The sequence below is a fragment of the Agromyces sp. Root1464 genome (genome assembly GCF_001427265.1).
GTDB lineage: Bacteria > Actinomycetota > Actinomycetes > Actinomycetales > Microbacteriaceae > Agromyces > Agromyces fucosus.
Window position 1 is genome coordinate 1,561,234 of sequence record NZ_LMFU01000002.1, and the last position, 20,301, is coordinate 1,581,534.

The window sequence follows — 20,301 nt, forward strand, 5'->3', positions numbered from 1 at the left end:
CCCTCACGCGATCTGAGTGATCTGTCGCCGCCACCCCGCCGGCGGGCGATCACGCCGCGCGGCCACCGGCCGCAGCGCGGCGCCACCCGACCCCGGCGAACGACGCCGTGTCACCCGCCGAGCCGGATCGCGACGATCCCCGAGACCGCGCACACGGTGGCCGTGAGCCGCCACCTGCTGAACGGCTCGCGGAACACGAAGTAGCCGATCACCCCGGCTGCGAGCACTCCGGTCTCGCGCAGGGCCGAGACCATCGCGAGCGGCGCGAGCGACTGCGCCCAGACGACGATCGTGTACGCGGCGAGCGAGAGGATGCCGCCGAGCGCACCCATCGGCGCGTGCTCGCGCATGCCCCGGAGCATCCCGCGCCGATCGCGTTCCAGGAGGAAGCAGACGAGCGGGATCGAGACCCCCTGCATGAGGAACAGCCACGACGCGTAGCCGAAGGGCTCCCCCGAGAGGCGGACGCCGATACCGTCGATCACCGAGTAGGCGGTGATCGTGATGCCGACGGCGACCGCCATCAGGGTTCCAGCCGCACCTCCGCTTCCGCCCGCACCGCCGCGCGACTTCGGCGACCACGACAGCGCGAACAGCGCGATCGCAACGACCGCGACCCCGGCGATCTGGGCCGGGGTCATGCGCTCGCCGAGGAATGTCGTGGAGATCAGCGTGATGCCGAGCACGGCGATGCCGCGGGTCAGCGGATACGTGCGGCCGAACTCCGACTTCGCGTAGGCCGCCGTCAGGAGCACGAGGTAGAGCGTCTGCACGGCGGCCGAGACGAGCAGGTACGGCCAGACCTCCTCCGGCGGGAACGGGAAGACGATGCATCCGACCGCCCCCACCGCCAGGTAGACGAGTCCGATCAGCGCCGACGAGACGAGCCGGGCCGGGATCGCCTTGGCGATCGCGTTCCAGCTGCCGTGCAGCAGCGCGGCACCGAGGACGGCGAGCAGGATGCCGCTGCTCACGCGGTGCGGCTGCCGCTGGTGCCCCCGTCGATCTCGTCGACCCGCTCGGCGCGGAGCAGCACCGCCTGCTCGGGCCGAAGCGCCGGCATCACCAGGCCGACGGAGCCGAGCACCGCTCCGCTCAGCTCGACCGGTCCGAGCTCCCACCACGGCGCGGTGTCGGCCCCGTGCGGGAGCCCGCCGACGAGCAGGGGCTCGATCCGGTACCGTGCCGACGGGAGCAGGCCCGGAAGCCGGATGCGTCCGGGGCTCGCCACCGGCGCCCGCGACAGCGACACGAACGAGAAGAGGCCGGCGGACCCGTCGGCCGCCACGACGCCGTTGAGCGAGAGCGACCCGTCGGGGTGGTCGAGGCGCACGAGTTCGCCGCCGTGCAGCAGCTCGCGGTTCGCCCGGTGCAGTTCGATCCATCCGCTGAGCTCGGCGAGCTCGGCCTCGCTCGCGCGCCGCAGGTCCCACTCCACCCCGAGGTGCCCGAACAGCGCCGTGATCGCGCGGAAGGAGAGCGCGTGAAGCCGGTTCGTCGTGTGCGAGGCGCCCGAGGCGATGTGGTTGCCCATCAGCTCGGGCGGCACGAGCTGGGTCGTCCACCGGTTGATCTGCTGGCGGTCGATCGGGTCGTTGTTGTCGGAGACCCAGACGCGGTCGGTGCGCTCGAGCGCGGCGAGGTCGACGCGACCGCCGCCCGACGAGCACGACTCGATCTCGAGCTCGGGGTAGCGCGCCTTCAGCTCGTCGACGAGCCGGTAGTACGCGAGCGTCTGCTCATGCACCCCGGGGCGGCCGAGCGGCTGCGTGCCGGCGTCGACGAGGTCGCGGTTGTGATCCCACTTGAGGTAGGCGATGTCGTACTCGTCGAGGATTGCGCACATGGCGTCGCGGACGTGCTCGTACGCCTCGGGGATGCCGAGGTTCAGCACCTGCTGGTGGCGCGACTCCACGGGCAGCCGCTCGCCCGTCGCCATGATCCAGTCGGGGTGGGCCCGCGCGAGGTCGGAGTCCATGCTCACCATCTCGGGCTCGAACCACAGCCCGAACTGCATTCCGAGCCCGCGTACGCGGTCGACGAGGGGGTGCAGCCCGTCGGGCCAGACCGCGCCCGAGACGGTCCAGTCGCCGAGACCCGCGCGATCGCCGCGGCGACCGCCGAACCATCCGTCGTCGAGCACGAAGCGTTCGATGCCGACGCCGGCCGCACGCTCGGCGAGCTCGAGGAGCGTGTCGAGGTCGTGGTCGAAGTACACCGCCTCCCACACGTTGAGCGTGACCGGTCGCGGCGAGCGCGGGTGCTGCGGGCGGGCACGCAGATTGCGATGCATCCGCCGGGCCGAATCGTCGAGACCTGCGCCGTAGATGCCGTACACCCAGGGGCTCTCGTACGACTCCCCCTGCGCGAGGCGAACCTCGCCCGGCAGCAGCAGTTCGCCGCCGCCGAGCAGCTGCTCGCCGCTCAGCACCCGCTCGACCTGGTGCACGTGGTTGCCCGACCATGCCGTGTGGATGCCCCAGACCTCGCCGTCGGCGAAGCCGAAGCCCGGCGTGCCGACCGAGAGGATCATCGCCGCGTCGAGTCCGGTGCGGCCGCGGCGACTCTCACGCCGGTGCGCACCGACGTTGACCGAACGCCGCTGCGGAGATCGTTCGCCGCCCCAGCGGCCGGCGAAGTCGAGCACCTCGCTCGCGATCGCCGGCGTCGGCAGGCAGAGCATCAGGTCGTCGAGCTGGTAGGCCTCGGCGCCGAGGTTCCGCACCGCGGCGCGGGTGCGGACGATGCCCGACAGGCCGAGCTCGACGGTGAGGGTGAGCGCGAGCTCGGCGGCCTCGTCGATGGCATCGACGACGAGGGTGCCCGCGCCACGGTTCACGACACCGCCATCGGATGCCCCGTCGAGGGGCACCCCGAGCGGCACCCCGTCGAGCGCCACCGCCACGGTGCGCCAGAGCGGAGACCAGGCCGCGCCGGCGCGCGAACCGCTGAGGCCCGGGCGTCCCATCCAGCCTCGCGCGTGCTCAGGGAGCATCGAGATGCGCACGGGAACGTCCACCTCACTGGCCGCGACCGGCAGCACGCCCGTCGCCGCGAGCCCGGCGAACCCGCGAGCATCGAGGTCTCCGGAGTCGGCACCCCAGTGCACGACCGCCGGCAGTCCGTGATCGCCGAGGTCGAGCACGAGGGAGACGCCGCCGGCCCGCATCACCACGCCGAAGTCGGGGGTGTCAGTCATGTCTCAAGATTCCTTCCAACGGATGCTACGGGGTATTGTTTGCGTTACCATGACGCCGGCATCGAACACTCCGTCCGAACCCGGGTCGCAGCCCAGGGGCCGCGCCTCGATCTACGACGTCGCCGCGCACGCCGGCGTCTCCGCGCAGACCGTCTCGCGCGTCGCGAACGGCCAGACGAACGTGCGACCGACGACTCGCGATCGCGTGCTCGAATCGATCCAGGCGCTCGGGTACCGCCCGAACAGCGCGGCGCGGAACCTCAAGTCGGGCAAGTTCCGCAGTATCGGATTCGTCACGTTCAACCTGGCGACGCTCGGCAACGAGCAGACGCTCAACGCCGTCGCCGAGGCATCCGAGAAGGCCGGGTACACGACCACGCTGCTGCCCGTCACCGACCCGACCAAGCTCGACGTCGCGGGTGCCTTCAGCCGTCTCGAGGAGCAGGCCGTCGACGGCATCATCCTCGTCATGTCGGCCGAAGTCGGCTCGCTCGACGAGCTCAAGGTCACGCTGGGGCTGCCGCTCGTGATCGTCGACTCCGACGCCATGCTGCCGTACACGATCGTCGACACCGACCAGGAGCAGGGCGCCGGGCTCGCCGTGCGGCATCTGCTGGATCTCGGCCATCGTGACATCGTGCACGTCTCTGGCCCTGAGATCTCCTTCTCGGCGCGACGGCGTGCCGAGACGTATCGCACGACGATGGCCGAGGCCGGCCTCGAGGCCCGCCCCGTGCTCGTCGGCGACTGGAGCGCGCAGTCGGCACTCGCCCTGACCCGCGAGCTCTTCGCTGACGGACCGCCGCCCACCGCCGTCTTCGCCGGCAACGACCAGATGGCGCTCGGCGTGATCCATGCGATCCGCGAACGCGGATTGCGCGTGCCCGAGGACGTCAGCGTGGTCGGCTTCGACGACGCCGAGGAGGCCGCCGTGTCCTGGCCCGCCCTCACGACCGTGCACCAGAACTTCGACCAGGTCGGCCGCAATGCCACCTCGCTGCTGCTCTCGCTCATCGACGGCGCGCCCGACACGAGGAAGAAGCTCCTCATTCCGACGCACCTCGTGGTGCGCGACAGCACCGGGCCGGTGCGCAGCGGGCCGGCGCCGAGCGCCTGACGCCGAACGCGGCGACCAGGGCGACCACGGCCGCCACCGGGACGCCTCGCGCGGGCACCGCGGCCGAGCCGTCCGCAGCCGATCGCTCGCGAGCGTGATCACGCTTCGGTCTGGCCGAGCTCGGGCCGCTCGACGAACCGCACCGTCGCCGAGGCCGCGCCGAGCGTCTCGAACACGATGAGCTCGTTCTCGCCGGCCCGCACGACCGGCGCGGGCACGAACAGGGTGAGCTGCGGACCGCGGTTCCAGTACCGGCCGAGGTTCGTGCCGTTCACCCACACGACGCCCTTCGACCAGCCCGGCAGCGCGAGCTGCAGGTCCGTCGCCCGGTCGAGCGTGAAGGTGCCGCTCGCGAACACCGGGCCCGACAGCGGCATGGGCACGCTCGAGATATCCGGCCTCCCGGCCGCGAGCACGGCACGGATCGGCGCGAGATCGTCGAGCACGACGGATCCGGCCGACCACTTGGTCAGCGGCGCGCCGTCGAGCGTCGCGGGCGCGATGAGCCCCTTCGCCTCGCCGAGCCGCGTTCCGTAGTTGACGCCGCCGAGGTTCTCGACGAGCACGGTGAGCTCGCCCCGCGCGTCCTCGGGCAGCGGCAGCATCCGCTCGTGGAGTTCGCGGTCGAGCGTGCCGACCAGTGCTCCGTCGAGGTACACCAGCGCGCGATCGCGCACGTGGCCGAACGAGAGGAGGCCCCCGTGCTCGATGCGGGTGGAGTAGCACGTGAAGCCGCGCGTCGACCCGAACTCCGCGGCGGTGGGGAGATGTTCGAACGCGTGCGCGGCGACGATCGGGACCGACCACAGCGAGGCACTCCGGTCGAGCCGGACCTCGAGCGCCGGGGCATCCGCTCGCGCTGCCGGCACCTCATCGGGAACCGGTGCGTACTTCGCGATGACCTCGCGGAACCGCCAGAACTTCTCGGTGGGGGTGCCGTCTTCGGCGAGCGGGGCGTCGTAGTCGTACGACGTCGCGATCGGGCGGTAGGTGCCCTTGTCGTTCGCACCCGCGGTGAACCCGAAGTTCGTGCCGCCGTGGAACATGTAGACGTTGACGGATGCCCCGGCCGCGAGCAGCTCGTCGAGCTCGCGAGCCGACTCCTCCGCCGAGGTCGTGTGGTGGATCTCGCCCCAGCTGTCGAACCATCCGCACCAGAACTCGGAGCACATGAGCGGACCGGTCGGCTGGTGGCGCCGCAGGGTCGAGAGCCGCTCCCCCACGCGCGAGCCGAAGGACCCGGTGCGATGCAGCTCGTCGAGGCTGCCGCGCTCGAGCATCTGCTCGAGCGGCTGGTCGACCGTCGTCAGCGGCACGTCGATGCCGCGTTCGCGCGTCAGCCGGGTGAGGTGGCGCAGGTAGTCCTTGTCGGCGCCGTACGCACCGTACTCGTTCTCGATCTGCACGAGGATCACGGGCCCGTCGTGCTGCACCTGCCGCGGGCGCACGATCTCGTACACGGCCTCGAGGTATTCGTTCACGGCCTCCAGGTAGCCGGCGTCGTGCGAACGCAGCACCACGCCCTCGTCGGCCACGAGCCAGGAGGGCAGGCCGCCGTCATGCCATTCGGCGCAGATGTAGGGCCCGGGGCGCACGATCGCGTGCATGCCCTCGGCGTGCACGAGGTCGAGGAAGCGTGCCAGGTCGAGCCGGCCGGAGGTCTGGAACTCGCCCCGAGTCGGGGAGTGCTCGTTCCACGGCACGTAGGTCTCGATGGTGTTGAGGCCCATGAGGCGGGCCTTGCGGATGCGATCGCTCCACTGGTCGGGGTGCACCCGGAAGTAGTGCAGCGCTCCGGCGAGCACGCGATGCCGGGCGCCGTCGAGGAGGAAGTCGGTGTCGCCGATGGAGAAGGTGGGCATTGCCTGGTCCTGTGTCGAGATCGGACCGCGGGGCAGTCGCCGTGACGGCGACTGCCCCGCGGAGTGGTGCGTCGGTGCTACTCGTTGACCGAGAAGCCCTGCTCGTTGCCGTACTCGACGAGGGTGTCCTGCCAGGCGAGGAGCGCCTCGTTCAGGTCGCCTCCGGAGCCGAGCGCCTTGCCGACCGAGTCGGAGAAGACGTTGTTGGCGTAGCCCTGGTAGGGCAGGTACTGCCATCCCGAGATGACCGAGGCGGCCGAAGCGGCACCGACCTGGTTGGCGGGCTGGTCGCTGTACCCGGGGAACGGGTAGTCGAGCCACTCGGGGTTCTCGAGGTCGGCGATGGTCGACGGGAATCCGTTCGCGTTCAGCAGCTCACGGCCCTCGCCCTCGGCGAGGTACTTGAGGATGCCGGCCGCGGCCGCCTTGTGCTCGCTCTGCGAGGTGACGGAGAGACCGCTGCCGCCGTTCTCGGCCGAAGCCGGCTGACCGTCCCACGTCGGCATCGGAGCGACCTTGAACCGGCCCGCGGGGCCGTAGTCCTCCATGCCGCCGCTGATCATCCACGAGCCCATCAGCAGGGTGCCGAGCTTGTCCTGCGTGAGTGCCTTCGTCCACTCGTCCGACCAGGTCGCGAGGCCTGAGAGTTCGCCGTTGTTCAGTCGCTCGCTCCAGAAGTCGGAGAACTTCTTGGTGCCCTCGTCCTGCAGGTCGATCGTGACGTTCTCGCCGTCGGTCGTGAACGGCTGACCGCCCGACGCCCAGATCATGCTGGTGAAGAAGCCCGCGTCGCCGCTGTTCGCGATGTAGGCCTCGGGGTCGGCGGCGTGGATCGCCGCCGACGCCGTCGCGAACTCGTCCCACGTCGTGGGCGCCTCGGTGATGCCCGCCTTCTCGTACAGGGCTGTGTTGTAGATCATGACCATGGGGCCCGAGTCGCCGGGCAGGCCCACGAGCTGGTCCTGCACGTTGACGGAGTTCCACGTCGACGCGGTGAAGGCGTCTTCGTACTCGTCGAGACCGTAGGGCGTGAGGTCGGCGAGCGCGCCGCCGAGGGTGAGCTGCGGCATGGTCTGGTACTCGACCGGCACGATGTCGGGCGCGCCCTTGCCTGCCTTGATCGCGTTCTGCAGCTTCGTGACGACGGCGTCGGGGTTCTCGAGCTTGACGACGTCGAACGTGACGTTCGGGTACTTCTCCGAGATGGCGTCGGCCTGCTCCTGGGTGCTGTCGCTCCAGGTCCACCAGGTGAGCGTGACGTCTTCTTCGAGCGCCGCGTCGGTGTCGGTCGAGCCGCTGTCGGCGCCCGGAGCTGCGGCACTGCAGCCTGCGAGCACTCCGACGAGCAGTGCGCCGGTGCCGACGACGGCTCCGAGTCGCGCCCATCGGCGGGTGGTGATCTGTTCCATTGCTGTGATTCCCTTTCGCTTGGGTGTGTACGGGTGGTGCGGGTGGTGCTGATGGTGCTGATGGTGCGGATGGTGCGCCGGACGTGCCGGTGTACCGGATCGGGCCGGTGAGACCTGCCGAGCCGGACTACTTGACGCTTCCGGCGGTCAGACCCGACTGCCAGTAGCGCTGGAGATAGAGGAATGCCGCCGAGATCGGGATGACGGTGAGCAGCGAGCCCGTGATGACGAGGTTCGGCACGGCCTGGCCTCCGATCGCGCTCGACTGGGCCGACCACTGGGCGAGGCCGACCGGCAGCGGGTACCACTGCGCGTCGCTCAGCATGATGAGCGGCAGGAAGTAGTTGTTCCAGGTCGCGACGACCGTGAACATGAGCACCGTGATGAGTGCCGGCGCGAGTTGGCGCAGCGCGATCACGAAGAAGATGCGGATCTCGCCGGCACCGTCGAGTCGAGCGGCCTCGAGCAGTTCGTCGGGGATCGCCTCGCGGGCGTAGACCCACACGAGGTAGAGGCCGAAGGCGCTCACCATGGACGGGATGATGACCGACCAGGGCGTGTTCGTGATGCCGAGCCCGCTGAAGAGCAGGAACTGCGGCACGGCGAGCGCCGAGGCCGGGATGGCCATGGCGCCGAGGATGATCGCGAACACCCACTTGCGGCCCGGGAAGGCGTACTTCGCCAGGCCGTACCCGGCCAGAGTCGCGAGCAGGGTGGCCCCGCCGGCCCCGATGACGACGTACACGAGCGTGTTGCCGAGCCAGCGCAGGAAGATGCCGTCTTGATAGGTGAACGTGTCGACGATGTTCTGGAAGAGCGAGAACTCGCCGCTGAACCAGAAGGCGAAGGAGTTGTAGAGCGAGTCCATCGTCTTCGTCGAGTTCACGACGAGCCACCACAGCGGCACCAGGCAGTAGAGCAGCATGAGCGTCATGAGGATGCCGAGGGTGACGGAGGCGCGCTTGTGGCGGGGTGTCACCGGCTTCTTCGCCTGCTTGGGCTCCGTGCGCGCGACCTTGCCGCTTGCGAGGCGGCTCGGCGTGCGGCCCGACCGGGCCGCCGCGTCGACGGCGCTCATGACGTCGCCTCGTTCTTCTCGCCCGCGAGCTGCACGAGGTAGGCGACGACCATGGTGATGACTCCCGAGACGATCGCGATCGCGGCGGCGTAGTTGAATTGCGAGCCGGCGAACGACAGGTTGAAGGCGTAGAGGTTCGGCGTGAAGTACGTGGTGATCGAGTTCGGTGCGATGGTCTGCAGGATCGACGGCTCGTTGAAGAGCTGGAAGCTGCCGATCACCGAGAAGATCGTGGCGATGACGATCGCGCCGCGGATCGAAGGCAGCTTGATCGAGAAGATCGTGCGGAAGGCACCGGCGCCGTCGATCTCGGCCGCCTCGTAGAGCTCCTGCGGCACGGCCTTCAGCGCGGAGAAGAAGATGAGCATGTTGTAGCCCACGAACTCCCACGTCACGATGTTGCCGATCGAGAGCAGGATGAGGTTCTCGGCGAGCGGCGACGGCAGTTCGACGCCGAAGAACCGGTTGATGTCGGCCACGAGACCGAACTGCGAGCCGTACATGTAGCCCCAGATCATCACCGCGACGACACCGGGCACTGCGTAGGGCAGGAAGATCGACAGCCGGTAGAACGGCACCCAGCGGAGCCGCGCGCTGTCGAGCGCCAGTGCCGCGAACAGGCCGAGCCCGAGCATGATCGGCACCTGCACGAGCAGGAAGATCGAGACCCGGAGCATCGCCTCCCAGAACTTCGGGTCGACGAGCGCCTTGGCGTAGTTCTCGAGCCCGACGAAGGAGTTGCCGCCGATGAGCGTCTCGCGGAAGAGCGAGAGGAAGATCGCGTAGACGAGCGGGGCGACGAACACGAGCCCGAAGACGAGCATGAAGGGGCCGACGAACCACCAGCCCGCCCAGTCGCGGCGCGCTCGTCTCCGGCGACCGCCGGTGGCACCGGCAGCCCGGGTCCCGGTCGCGGCGACCGTCGCGTACGTCTCGGTCGAGACACCTGCAGGGGGTTGCGCGTGAACGTGGGCCACGGTCATCGGTGGCCCCGTTCCGCGCCTCGGATCGGCGACGTCTTCGTCATGCGCGTACGCACTCCTTCGTGAAATGTTTGCGTTCCCATCGGAGTATAGGCGAGAATGATGTTTGCGCAAACAGAGATTCGGAACCGGGAGATCGCGATCTGCCGATCGGCGTGAGAACCGCATGATTCCGGGGATCCGCGGGTGTCCCTCGAACCTCGCCGTGCGCTTGAATGACGAGTGGCGAGCCTCCTCCGGCCCGGCACAGCAGCCCGTAGACACACCCCCGACACCGCCGTTTGGATGCATGCATGATCACCACCGTCCACGTCGTCTTCAAGACGCACCTCGACCTCGGTTTCACCGACACCGCCGCGAACGTCACCGGCCGGTACGTGCACGAGTACCTCCCCCGCGCGATCGCGCTGGCCGAGGAGCTCGAGCGCCGAGACGGACCCGCCCGCTTCGTCTGGACCACGGGATCCTGGCTGATCCACGAGGCGCTCCGACTCGGCGACGCCGACGAGCGGGCGGCGCTCGAAAGGGCGATCCGCGCCGGCCACGTGACCTGGCACGGCCTGCCGATGACGACGCACACCGAGCTCATGGATGCCGGTCTCGTCGAGCACGGCATCGCGATCGGCCGCAGGCTCGACGCCCGGTTCGGCCATCGTACGCAGGCAGCGAAGATGACGGATGTCCCGGGCCACACGATCGGCCTCGTGCCGCTGCTCGCCCGGGGCGGCCTCGACTTCCTGCACCTCGGGGTCAACGGGGCATCCGCCGTGCCCGACGTGCCGGAGTTCTTCGTCTGGCGCGCGCCCGACGGCAGCGAGGTGGTCGTCAACTACGCGCGGAGCTACGGCGCCACCGAACTCGGCGTCGCCGTCGTGCCCGGTGGTACCGATGCCCTCCACCTCGCGCACACGGGCGACAACTTCGGCCCTCCCTCGGCGGCCGACGTCGAGTCGCTGTTCGCCGAGCTCCAGGCCGCCTACCCGGGGGCGACGGTGATCGCCTCGACGCTCGACGCCTTCAGCCGCGAGGCCGTCGCGGCCCGCGCGGGCCTGCCGGTCGTCACGCAGGAGATCGGCGACTCCTGGATCCACGGCATCGGCAGCGACCCCGTGCAGACCGCGCGACTCCGCGCACTGCTTCGCCTGCGCACCGCGTGGGTCGACGCCGGCGTGCTCGTGCCGGGCACCGAGGAGTGCGACGCGTTCAGCGACGGCCTGCTGCTCGTGCCCGAGCACACGTGGGGCGAGGACCTGAAGACCTACCTGCCCGACTACGTGAACTACGAGAAGGCCGACTTCCAGCGTGCTCGTGCGGCCGACGTCATCGACCCCGCGCTGAACCCCAGCGAGTTCGACCGCTACGCCTGGGCGTACAGCGAGCACCCGAGCTCGCAGGGGCTGCGCTACTCGGCGTTCGAACGGTCGTGGGCCGAGCAGCGCGCCCATCTCGATCGCGCGCTCGCGGCCCTCTCGCCCGAACGCCGCGCCGAGGCCGAGACGGCGATCGCCGAGACGCAGCCGGGCGACGCGCCGAGCAGCAGTGCGACGGGGAGCACGACGACGACGATCGACCTCGACGACGAGCAGGCCCTCGGCGCCTACCGGGTGCGCTTCGGCGACGACGGGTCCCTCGTCTCGCTGATCGACGGCGACGGCACGCAGTGGGCGGGTCCGGAGCATCCGCTCGCCGCCTACCGCTACGAGACGTTCGACGAACGCGACGAGGCCAGATGGGTGCAGGAGTACTGCCGCGACCTCGAGGCGACCGCCTTCTGGGCCGTGCCCGACCAGTCGAAGCCCGGTCTCGCGATCGCCGAGACGTTGCCCGCAACGACGTTCGCGCCTCGGGTGGTGTCCGCCGAGCGCTTCGACGACGGCGCCGACACGGTCGCGGTGCTGCGACTCGCGCTGCCCGCTGCGGCGAGCGAGGCATGGGGCGGGCCGCGCGACATCCGGCTCGCCTACCGGTTCCCGTCCGCGCCCGGACCGATCACCGTCACGCTCGACCTCCGCGGCAAGGACGCCTCGCGGCTCCCCGAGGCGAGCTGGCTCGGCTTCCGCCCGCTCACCGGGCCCGGCGACTGGCGACTCACGAAGATCGAGACGCCGGTCGACCCGCAGTCGGTGGTCCGCAACGGCAACCGCAGCCTGCACGCGGTCGCCGCGGTCACGCACACGGCGTCGCGGGACTTCGCGCTGCGGCCCCTCGACGCCGCCCTCGTCGCAGTCGGCCGCCCCGCGCTGTACCGGTTCGACAACGCGGTGCCCGATCCCGATGACGGCCTGCACGTGAACCTGCACAACAACATGTGGGGCACGAACTTCACGATGTGGTTCGACGACGACCTGCGGTTCCGCTTCGAGCTCGACCTCGACGCGGGCGCCGACGCCGGTCGCCGCCTCGACCGCGGAGCCACGCGGTGAGCGCGTCGATCGTGACGAGTCCCCCGGTCGTGATGGCGCCGCGCTCCGACGGCTTCGAGGTCGTCTGGGGCGTGCGCGGCCTGAGCCGCGGCTGGATCGAGTGGGACGCCGCCGACGGCACGAGCGGCACCGTGACGAGCGACGCCTTCGGCATGGTGCCGCAGGACCACCGGGTGCTTCGGGTGCGGGTCGACGGACTGCCGTCGGCCACCGCCGTGCGCGTGCGCGCGATCACCGAGGCGGTCGACCGGCGCCGCGTCCGCCACGAGAGCGAGTGGAAGACGGTGCGCACGCTCGACGCGGCATCCGACACCGCGCACTTCGCCGTCTGGAACGACACGCATCAGCGCGACGACACCCTGCGGGCGCTGCACGACGCGACCCCCGACGTCGACGTGCTCGTCTGGAACGGCGACCTCTGCAACGACTGGAAGGATCCGTCGTGGTTCACCTCGACGGTGCTGAACCCGGCGGGCCTCGACGTGAGCGACGGCCGGCCGCTTTCGATCGTGATCGGCAACCACGACGTCCGCGGCGCCTGGGCCTACCAGCTCGAGGACTTCGTGGCGACGCCCGAGGGGCGCCCGTTCACGGCGTTCCGCATCGGCCCGGTCGCGTGCATCGTGCTGCACACCGGCGAGGACAAGCCCGACGCCCACCCGAGCTTCGAGGGGCGCGTGGCGTTCGAGCCGCTCCGCGCCGAGCAGGCCGAGTGGCTCCGCGAGGTCACGGCGCGACCCGAGTTCGCAGATGCCCCGTACCGCGTCGTGTTCTGCCACATCCCGCTGCGGTGGATCGACGAGACCGTCGTCGACTACGACGCCGACGGGTACGACTGGTTCAGCCGCATGAGCCGCGATGCGTGGCACGAGAGCCTCGTCTCCTGGGGCGCCCAGATCGTGGTGTCGGGGCACACGCACCATCGCACCTCGTTGCCGGCGACCGAGGAGTTCCCGTATGCGCAGCTCATCAGCGGCGGGCCCGACGCCGAGACGACCTCCGACGAGGCGGCCACGTGGATCGACGGTGTCGCCACCGCGGAGGAGCTCGTGCTCACGATGCGGGATCTCGGCGGCGAGGTCGTGCACGAGGTCCGGCTCCCGCCGCTCGCCTGACGCGTCGCTCGCCCGACGGACGAGGAAGGGGCCGGGTCGCAGTCGCGACCCGGCCCCTTCCGTCATCCGCCGATCAGCTCAGCGGCTTGCAGAGCAGCATGTCGGGAACGCCGCCGTGGTTCCAGCGCCAGGTGAAGGCGATGCCAGAGAGGTACTCGCCGTCGGCGCACTGGCCCTTGTAGTTGCCGGGTGCCCAGTCGCTCTGGACCGAGCCCCCGCCGGCCGGCCGGTTGTCGCCGTTGTCGAACCAGACCTTGCGGCCCTGGCTCGACGGCAGGGTCGTCTGGCCCGGTGCGCAGAGCAGCTTCGACGTGGACCACTTGTTGATCGTGCTGGTCCGGAGGCTGTAGCCGACGGCCATCTGGCCGGCCGGGCACTGCAGCTTGTCGTAGCCGCTCGCCCAGTCGGACTGGACGGTCGACTCGTCCTTCACGACCGTGCGGGTGGTGGTGAGCGCCGGCTGCAGGTTGTCGGTGCAGAGGGCGCGGTTCGCGCCACGTGCCACGCCGACGAGTCGCTGGCTGTCAGGACAGTTGCCCTTCCACTGGCCCGGGTCCCAATCGGGGCGCGTGTTCATGAGCGCGGACGCGTTGGTGTCGGGCGAGGTGCTGCCACTGCCGAGCATGTTCCAGCGCGGCACGGATGCCACGGGGCCGGTCTTGCCGTCCGAGTTCACGAGCTTCTTCCATTGCGGGTAGCGCCAGTCGTCGGCGATGCTCAGCTTCGTGCCGTCGGCCTTGTAGGCGAGCAGCGAGAAGGTGTCGACGAAGGATCCGTCATCGCGAGCCTGGGCGACGAGCGGCCAGGCCGCGAAGTCGCTGTCGTTCTCGATGAGGAGGTCGGTGAAGTTCGTCCACCAGGCCTTCTCCTTGTCGTTCGTCTGGCCGGCACCGGTGGTGCCGAACTCGCTGAACCACACGGGTGCCGTGTAGTGCTGGTTCGCCGTGTTGACGAAGAGCGCTCCCTCGGTGACCGAGGCCTTCAGCTCGGCCGCCGTCATGTCGCGGTAGCGAGGGTCGGTCGTCTCCCCGAGGCCGGTCGCTCCGGTGTGGTTCGGTCCGGTGAAGCCGTAGATGTGCGCCGCGTAGACGAGCTTGTCGGGATACGGCAGCGTGTTCGAGGTGTTCCGCACCGGCTTCAGGTGCGGCCGCTCGTGCGAGGTCAGGTCGGTCGGGATGCCCTGCCAGTTGATGCCCTCCATGATGACGAGCACCTCGGGGTTCGCCTGCTGGATCGCGATGCCCGCCTGCTGATAGGCCTTGTAGAGGTCGTGGTCGTCGCCCCAGCCCCAGTTCGCGTCGTTCAGGATGTCGCGGCGCACCTCGTTGCGCAGGTCCATGCCGACCACGCGCGCGTTGTCCTGGTAGCGCGTCGTCAGCATGACCCAGTCGCTGATCCACTTCTCGGTGGTCTGACTGCTGTTCCAGCGCTCGTTGCCGTCGTTCGTGCCGCAGCACCAGTGCGAGGTGGTCGTGTGGTTGTTCAGGATCACCGCGAAGCCGTCGGCGGTGAGCGCGGCGACGACCGCGTCGAAGACCTGCAGCGGGGTCTTGCCCTTCAGCTGAGGATTCGCGGCCACCGCGACATCCGGAACCGGCGCCGTCATGCCGAGCATCTCGTTCGAGAACGACAGGCGGATGCTGTTGATGCCGACCCCGTGGAAGTCGCTCATGAGGGTCGACATCGGCACCCGGTCGAGGCCCATGGGGATGTCGTAGCTCATGCCGCTGTTGTGGTTGGCGGGATCGTTCTTGTCGCCGCTGCCGCTCCAGTGGCCCTGCGCGCCGTCCCAGTTGGCGGACTCCAGCTTGAAGCGATCACCGTCGGCGTCGACGATGTAGCGGCCGACGGTGTGCAGCGGCGCCGTCCAGGACGCCGCGAGTTCGGGACCCGTGAGGACCTCGATCGGATCCTCGGGTGCTGCTGCGTACACGGGACTCGCGACCGATATCGCGAGTGCTGCGGTCGTGACTCCGACCGCGACCCGTAGGGTACGACGATGCATTCTGCGAACCTCTCTGTTCTGCCGATCGAGGCGGCCCCGCCCTGTTGCGAGACTGACGCGAACCGGCCCTGACTCGGTCAGGCTAGAGGCGGGATCATCACGATGTCAACGCAAACAGGGCAGATTCTGCTATCGCAAACATTCTGTCGTGCCGGCGCTGGGTGCTCGACGTCCCGGCGAGGCCGCCCGTCGGGATGGCGCGCCGGCGGGACGGCGCGTTGACGTGCCCTCCGCCGACGAGGATGATCGACGCATGGGGACGAAAGCGACACCTCGGCGTGCTCCGCGGCGACCGGAGTCGAGCCTTGCCGAGCGCTGGACGACGGTCGACGGCATCAACCTGTTCTACCGCGAGTCGCCCGTGCCGCCCGACGCCCCGGCGATGATGCACCTGCACGGCTTCGGCCTCTCCGGGCGGTACCTGCTGCCGACCGCCGAACGACTCGCCGACGAGTTCCACACCCTCGTGCCCGACCTGCCCGGCTTCGGCCGCAGCGGCAAGGCGGGCGACGCGCTCGACGTGCCCGACCTCGCGCACGCCGCGGCTCGCTTCCTCGACGATCGCGGCATCGAGAAGGCCACCCTCGTCGGCAATTCGATGGGATGTCCCGTCATCCTCGAGTACGCACACCACTACCCCGAGCGCATCGACCGCGCCGTGCTCGTCTCGCCGGCCGGCGGCCTGTACAACCAGCCGCTTCGCCGCGCCGTCGGGCAGCTCACCCGCGACGGCAGCCGGGAGCCTCCCCGCATGATGAAGGTGGCCGTTCCCGACTACTTCCGGTTCGGCGTGCCCAGCACGTTCAAGATGTTCCGCTCGCTCACGCAGTACCCGACCCTCGAGCGGCTCCTCCAACTGCGCATCCCCACGCTCGTCGTGATCGGCGATCGGGATCCGCTCATGCCCGGCGCGAGCCGGGTGCAAGAGGTCGCGGCGGCGACCGACAACCACGTGCTGCTCGTCAAGATCGAGGGCGCGGCGCACGCCATCAACTTCAGCCACTCGGGCGAGCTCGCCCACCTGATCCGGCTGTTCATGGCCGACAAGCCGATCGTCGACGACCCCGGCTCACCCGGCCACGCGCGCCTGTACGAGATCCACCGTGGCACGCATCTGCCGCCGGCCGACGATCGCGGGATCGGCCGCTAGGCGACGCTCGCCGCCGCTACACGGCCGGGCGCGCGGCCATCACGTTCGGGACATCCGACTGCGCGGCGCTGCGGAAGGTCCACCACACCGCCACGAGGGCGAACAACCCGACGACGCCGTAGAGGGTGGCGGTCAGCCCGACCAGCGGTGACGTCTCGCCGTAGCCCGACGAGAACGTCGAGAAGTCCCAGAAGCCGTGCAGCACCATCGCCCACACGAGCGAGCCGGTCGTGCGTCGCAGGATGTAGAAGATCGTGCCGCCGAGGAAGGCGTATCCGACCTGCAGGGTCGTCGGCAGGAAGTCCTGGCCGGTCAGCACGTTCACGTAGTGCATGAGCGCGAAAGCGAGTGTGGTGAGGAACCAGACCCACGGCTCCGACAGGCGGCTACGGAGACCCACGAGCAGCAAGCCTCGAGTCGTGAGCTCCTCGGTGAAGCCGACGAGCAGCAGCACGATCGACGCGCCGAAGAAGGCCGCGTCGTAGGCCGCCCAATCGGTCACTGCGAGGTTCACGACCAGCAGCACCGCCATCGCGAACGGTGCGATGAGCGGCCACCGGTGACGGCTCCGCGCCGCATCGAACAGCACCGGGCGCCACCAACCGAGCAGCGACGTCGTGATCGCGAGCAGCACGGTGCCGACGATGAGTGAGAGTCCGACGCCGAAGAACAGGTTCTCGCCGCTCTCGCCGAGCTCGGTGTAGGGCACGCCCGTCACCCTCTGCATGGCGAAGATCACGACGAGGTAGCCGACCCAGATCGCGAAGCCGATCCAGACCCGAGGGGTGACGCGCAGCGCATTGGGCATGCAGAAATCATGTCACGACGAGGGACCGGTCGCCGCCGGGGGCCCCGCTCGCCAGGGCGTCAGCCCACCAGGCACGGACCCCGCTCGGGTGGCCGCGAGTCAGACGGCGGCCGGCTCCAGCCGGAGCGTCGTGGCGATGACCTGCGGCCCGACCACGGTACCGACGATCTTCGGCCCGTATCGGTCGTACTTCACGTGGTACGCGGCGTCGACGGCCTCGTGCACATCGGCCGGCGGCTCGACGAACGCGACGTCGCGCTCCACGCCGCCGGCACGGATGCGACCCGCGCCGCTCGCCTGGGCCCTGCGGAACCACGGATTGCCCGGCCCGTAGGCGGAACGGACGAACAGCTCATCGCCTACCCGTGCGACCCAGATGGTCACGAACGGTCGCAGCGATCCGTCGGCACGGCGAGAGGCGATCTGCAGTTCGTCGGCTGCGCCGACCCGGTCGAGTTCCTCGGCGGTCCAGGTGGTCATGGTCGTCCTTCCTCGCGTGCGGTGCGCACTCCGCGGTCGCGACTCCATTCGAGCAGTCGTTCGACGGGCCAGGTCGTCACGATGCGCTCGGCCGGCACGCCGTTCGCCGTCGCGCGCGCGGCCCCGAGCTCGAGGAACGTGAGGTGCCCTGGCGCATGGGCGTCGCTGTCGATCGAGAACAGGCAGCCGGCCTCGAGGGCGATCGTGATGAGCTCGTCGGGCGGGTCCTGCCGCTCGGGCCGCGAGTTGATCTCCACGGCGACTCCGTGCTCGGCGCACGCCTCGAAGACCGCGTGGGCGTCGAAGGTCGACTGCGGCCGGGTGCCCCGCGACCCCTCGACGAGCCGGCCGGTGCAGTGCCCGAGCACGTTCGTGTGCGGGTCGGCGATGGCGCGCAGCATCCGCTTCGTCATCTCGGGCGCTTCGGTGCGGAGCTTCGAGTGCACGCTCGCGACCACGACGTCGAGGCGATCGAGCATCTCGGGGGTCTGGTCGAGGGCGCCGTCGAGCAGGATGTCGACCTCGATGCCGCGAAGCAGGCGGATGCCGCGGGCCCCTGCCTGCACGTCGGCGATCGCCTGCTGCTGGGCGGTGAGCCGCTCGGCGCTGAGTCCGTTGGCCACCCGGAGACTCGGCGAGTGGTCGGTGATCGTGAGGTACTCGAGCCCGAGCGCCTCGGCGGCGCGCGCCATCGTCTCGAGGCTCGTGGTGCCGTCTGACCAGTCGGTGTGGCTGTGCAGGTCGCCGTGGAGCTGCGCCCTGAGGCCGGTGTGCGCGCCCTCGGGTGAGAGCCCGGCGCGCGTGCGGAGGTCGGCGAGGTAGTCGGGCACCGCACCGTCGCTCGCCTGCGCGATGACCGCGAACGTCGTGTCGCCGATGCCCTTCGTGCGCTGCAGGCGACCGTCGGCGACGCGAGCGGCGACCTCGTCGGGGTCGAGCGGCCGGATGACGTCGGCCGCCCGACGGAACGCCTTCGACTTGAACGCCGATGCCCGATCGCGCTCGAGCAGGAACGCGATCTCCTCGAGTGCCGCCACGGGGTCCATCGCCCCATTCTGGCGCGTCGCGGGGCGACCGGCCAGTGCACCCGCCGGGGCCCCGGCCTCGTCACGCGGTGCCCGCCGCTTGACACGGGCGCTCCATTGTCGGTATATCTATACCCCCTAGGGGTATTCACAGAAGGAGTTCTCATGCCAGCATCCTCTCCGCCGACGAGACGTCGGTGGTTCGGCCTCGCGCTCATCGCGGCCGCCCAGTTCGTCGTCATCATGGACACGTCGATCATCGGCGTCGCCCTGCCCGACATCCAGGCCGAACTCGGGTTCACCCCCGAGTCCCTGTCATGGGTGTTCAACGCCTACGTCATCGCCTTCGGCGGCCTCCTGCTGCTCGGGGGACGCCTCTCCGACGTGTTCGGAGCACGCCGGGTGTTCATCGCCGGCTGGCTCACGCTGCTCATCGGCAGCGTGCTCGCGGGCGCCGCGAGCAACGTCGGCCTCGAGATCGCCGGCCGCGCCGTCCAGGGCGCGGGCGCCGCGCTCATCGCCCCGGCCGCGCTCACCCTGCTGATGACGCTGTTCGGCGGCACCGCCGACCTGCCGCGCGCCTTCGCGGTCTACGGCGCCGCCGCACCCATCGGGGGTACGGCCGGCGTCTTCCTCGGCGGCGTGCTCACCGAATACGCGAGCTGGCCGTGGGTGTTCTACGCGACCGTGCCGATCGCGCTGGTCGTCATCATCCTGACGCCGTTCGCACTCCCCCGCGTCGCGGGCGGCCGCGGTCGCGTCGACCTCGCCGGTGCGCTCACCGCGACCGCGGGACTCGCCGCGATCGTCTACGGCGTCGTGCGCGCACCCGAGGCGGGCTGGGCCTCGGTCGAGACGATCGTCGCCCTGGTCTCCGGTGCCGCCCTGCTCATCGCGTTCTTCGCGATCCAAGCCCGCCGCCGCACGCCGCTGCTGCGCCTCGGCATCTTCCGGGCCCCGCAGCTCGGCGCCGCGAACCTCGCGCAGCTGCTGCTCGGCGCCGCCTGGGTCTCCATGTGGTTCTTCCTGAACCTCTACCTGCAGCAGGTGCTCGGTGCGGGCGCGTTCGCCTCGGGTGCCGCGCTCCTGCCGATGACCGCGCTCATCGTGGTCGGCATGGTCGCCGTGGCGCCACGACTGCAGGCGCGGTTCGGGGCGAAGCCGCTCATCGTCGGCGGATTCGCCCTGCTCGCGGTCGGCCTCGGCTGGCTCGCACTCGCCCGGCCCGACGGCAGCTACGCCGTCGACGTGCTGCCCGCCTCGCTCGTCGCAGCGCTCGGCATGGCGCTCGCGTTCGTGCCGTCGCTCGGCACGGCGATCGGCGCCGCACGCCCCGAGGAGACGGGCGTCGCGTCGGGCCTCGTGAACACGAGCTACCAGATCCGCTCGGCGATCGGCCTTGCCGTGCTGACGGCCGTCGGTGCGGCGGTGACCGCCGCCGTCTCGAGTGAGGCGACCGGCGGTGCTGCGGATGCCGCGGCGCTCACGGCCGGGTTCTCATCGGCCTTCATCGGCGCCGCCGTGCTGGCCGTCATCGGGCTCGTGGCCTCCGCCGTGCTCCTGCGTGCGGCGCCCCGCTCGGCGAGCGCGCCCGCCGAGGAGCTGGTGGACGCCTGAACGGACCGCGTGCTCGTGGACGCCGGCAAC

15 protein-coding genes are annotated in these 20,301 nt (G+C 70.2%); 5 read left to right on the plus strand and 10 right to left on the minus strand.

Annotated elements, in window-relative coordinates:
• Window positions 1-110 precede the first annotated feature (110 nt).
• Both ASD23_RS12890 and ASD23_RS12895 read right to left on the minus strand, forming a co-directional pair.
• Window positions 111-974: a DMT family transporter gene (locus ASD23_RS12890; RefSeq protein WP_056011187.1), complete on the minus strand. Its 864-nt coding sequence runs from the start codon at window positions 972-974 to the stop codon at window positions 111-113.
• Complete coding sequence (locus ASD23_RS12895; protein WP_056011190.1) at window positions 971-3,199, minus strand: alpha-galactosidase; 2,229 nt, start codon at window positions 3,197-3,199, stop codon at window positions 971-973. Before ASD23_RS12895 ends, ASD23_RS12890 begins: the two co-directional genes overlap by 4 nt.
• A gap of 49 nt (window positions 3,200-3,248) precedes the next feature.
• On the opposite strand from ASD23_RS12895, the gene ASD23_RS12900 reads away from it, so the two are divergent.
• Window positions 3,249-4,316 (plus strand): LacI family DNA-binding transcriptional regulator, encoded by a 1,068-nt coding sequence (locus tag ASD23_RS12900; RefSeq protein WP_056011193.1) that lies wholly within the window; start codon window positions 3,249-3,251, stop codon window positions 4,314-4,316.
• 98 nt (window positions 4,317-4,414) lie between these two features.
• Here the strand turns inward: ASD23_RS12900 and ASD23_RS12905 are convergent, their stop codons facing one another.
• The 4 genes from ASD23_RS12905 to ASD23_RS12920 form a co-directional block, all read right to left on the minus strand.
• Window positions 4,415-6,178 (minus strand): glycoside hydrolase family 35 protein, encoded by a 1,764-nt coding sequence (locus ASD23_RS12905; RefSeq protein ID WP_056011195.1) that lies wholly within the window; start codon window positions 6,176-6,178, stop codon window positions 4,415-4,417.
• 77 nt (window positions 6,179-6,255) lie between these two features.
• Window positions 6,256-7,587: an extracellular solute-binding protein gene (locus ASD23_RS12910; protein WP_056011198.1), complete on the minus strand. Its 1,332-nt coding sequence runs from the start codon at window positions 7,585-7,587 to the stop codon at window positions 6,256-6,258.
• 127 nt (window positions 7,588-7,714) lie between these two features.
• Window positions 7,715-8,665, minus strand: a complete 951-nt coding sequence (locus ASD23_RS12915) for a carbohydrate ABC transporter permease (protein ID WP_082571418.1) — start codon at window positions 8,663-8,665, stop codon at window positions 7,715-7,717.
• On the minus strand, window positions 8,662-9,648 hold the full coding sequence (locus ASD23_RS12920; RefSeq protein WP_157377082.1) for a carbohydrate ABC transporter permease: 987 nt from the start codon (window positions 9,646-9,648) through the stop codon (window positions 8,662-8,664). The genes ASD23_RS12915 and ASD23_RS12920 overlap by 4 nt, the downstream gene beginning before the upstream one ends.
• A gap of 293 nt (window positions 9,649-9,941) precedes the next feature.
• Between ASD23_RS12920 and ASD23_RS12925 the strand changes: the two genes are divergently transcribed.
• Both ASD23_RS12925 and ASD23_RS12930 read left to right on the plus strand, forming a co-directional pair.
• Window positions 9,942-12,071, plus strand: coding sequence for a DUF5054 domain-containing protein (locus ASD23_RS12925; protein ID WP_056011201.1), 2,130 nt, complete (start codon window positions 9,942-9,944; stop codon window positions 12,069-12,071).
• The gene (locus tag ASD23_RS12930; protein WP_056011204.1) at window positions 12,068-13,186 is read left to right on the plus strand and encodes a metallophosphoesterase family protein; all 1,119 of its coding nucleotides are present in this window, start codon (window positions 12,068-12,070) and stop codon (window positions 13,184-13,186) included. The genes ASD23_RS12925 and ASD23_RS12930 overlap by 4 nt, the downstream gene beginning before the upstream one ends.
• Window positions 13,187-13,259: 73 nt before the next feature.
• Here ASD23_RS12930 and ASD23_RS12935 read toward each other — a convergent pair whose 3' ends face one another.
• On the minus strand, window positions 13,260-15,191 hold the full coding sequence (locus ASD23_RS12935) for a glycoside hydrolase family 5 protein (RefSeq protein WP_056011206.1): 1,932 nt from the start codon (window positions 15,189-15,191) through the stop codon (window positions 13,260-13,262).
• 253 nt (window positions 15,192-15,444) lie between these two features.
• Between ASD23_RS12935 and ASD23_RS12940 the strand changes: the two genes are divergently transcribed.
• Window positions 15,445-16,341 carry an alpha/beta fold hydrolase gene (locus ASD23_RS12940; RefSeq protein ID WP_056011209.1) on the plus strand — a complete coding sequence of 299 codons (897 nt, stop codon included), beginning with the start codon at window positions 15,445-15,447 and terminating at the stop codon, window positions 16,339-16,341.
• 16 nt (window positions 16,342-16,357) lie between these two features.
• On the opposite strand, the gene ASD23_RS12945 is transcribed toward ASD23_RS12940, so the two are convergent.
• The 3 genes from ASD23_RS12945 to ASD23_RS12955 all read right to left on the minus strand — a co-directional run bounded on the left by ASD23_RS12945 (window position 16,358) and on the right by ASD23_RS12955 (window position 18,675).
• Complete coding sequence (locus ASD23_RS12945) at window positions 16,358-17,149, minus strand: CPBP family intramembrane glutamic endopeptidase (protein WP_056011215.1); 792 nt, start codon at window positions 17,147-17,149, stop codon at window positions 16,358-16,360.
• A 99-nt stretch (window positions 17,150-17,248) separates the two neighbouring features.
• Window positions 17,249-17,629, minus strand: a complete 381-nt coding sequence (locus ASD23_RS12950) for a DUF2255 family protein (protein ID WP_056011218.1) — start codon at window positions 17,627-17,629, stop codon at window positions 17,249-17,251.
• A complete protein-coding gene (locus ASD23_RS12955) occupies window positions 17,626-18,675 on the minus strand; it encodes a PHP domain-containing protein (RefSeq protein WP_056011221.1) in 1,050 nt (349 codons plus the stop codon). Before ASD23_RS12955 ends, ASD23_RS12950 begins: the two co-directional genes overlap by 4 nt.
• Window positions 18,676-18,819: 144 nt before the next feature.
• Here ASD23_RS12955 and ASD23_RS12960 point away from each other — a divergent pair, with 144 nt between their 5' ends.
• Window positions 18,820-20,271, plus strand: coding sequence for an MFS transporter (locus ASD23_RS12960; RefSeq protein ID WP_056011224.1), 1,452 nt, complete (start codon window positions 18,820-18,822; stop codon window positions 20,269-20,271).
• Window positions 20,272-20,301 lie beyond the last annotated feature (30 nt).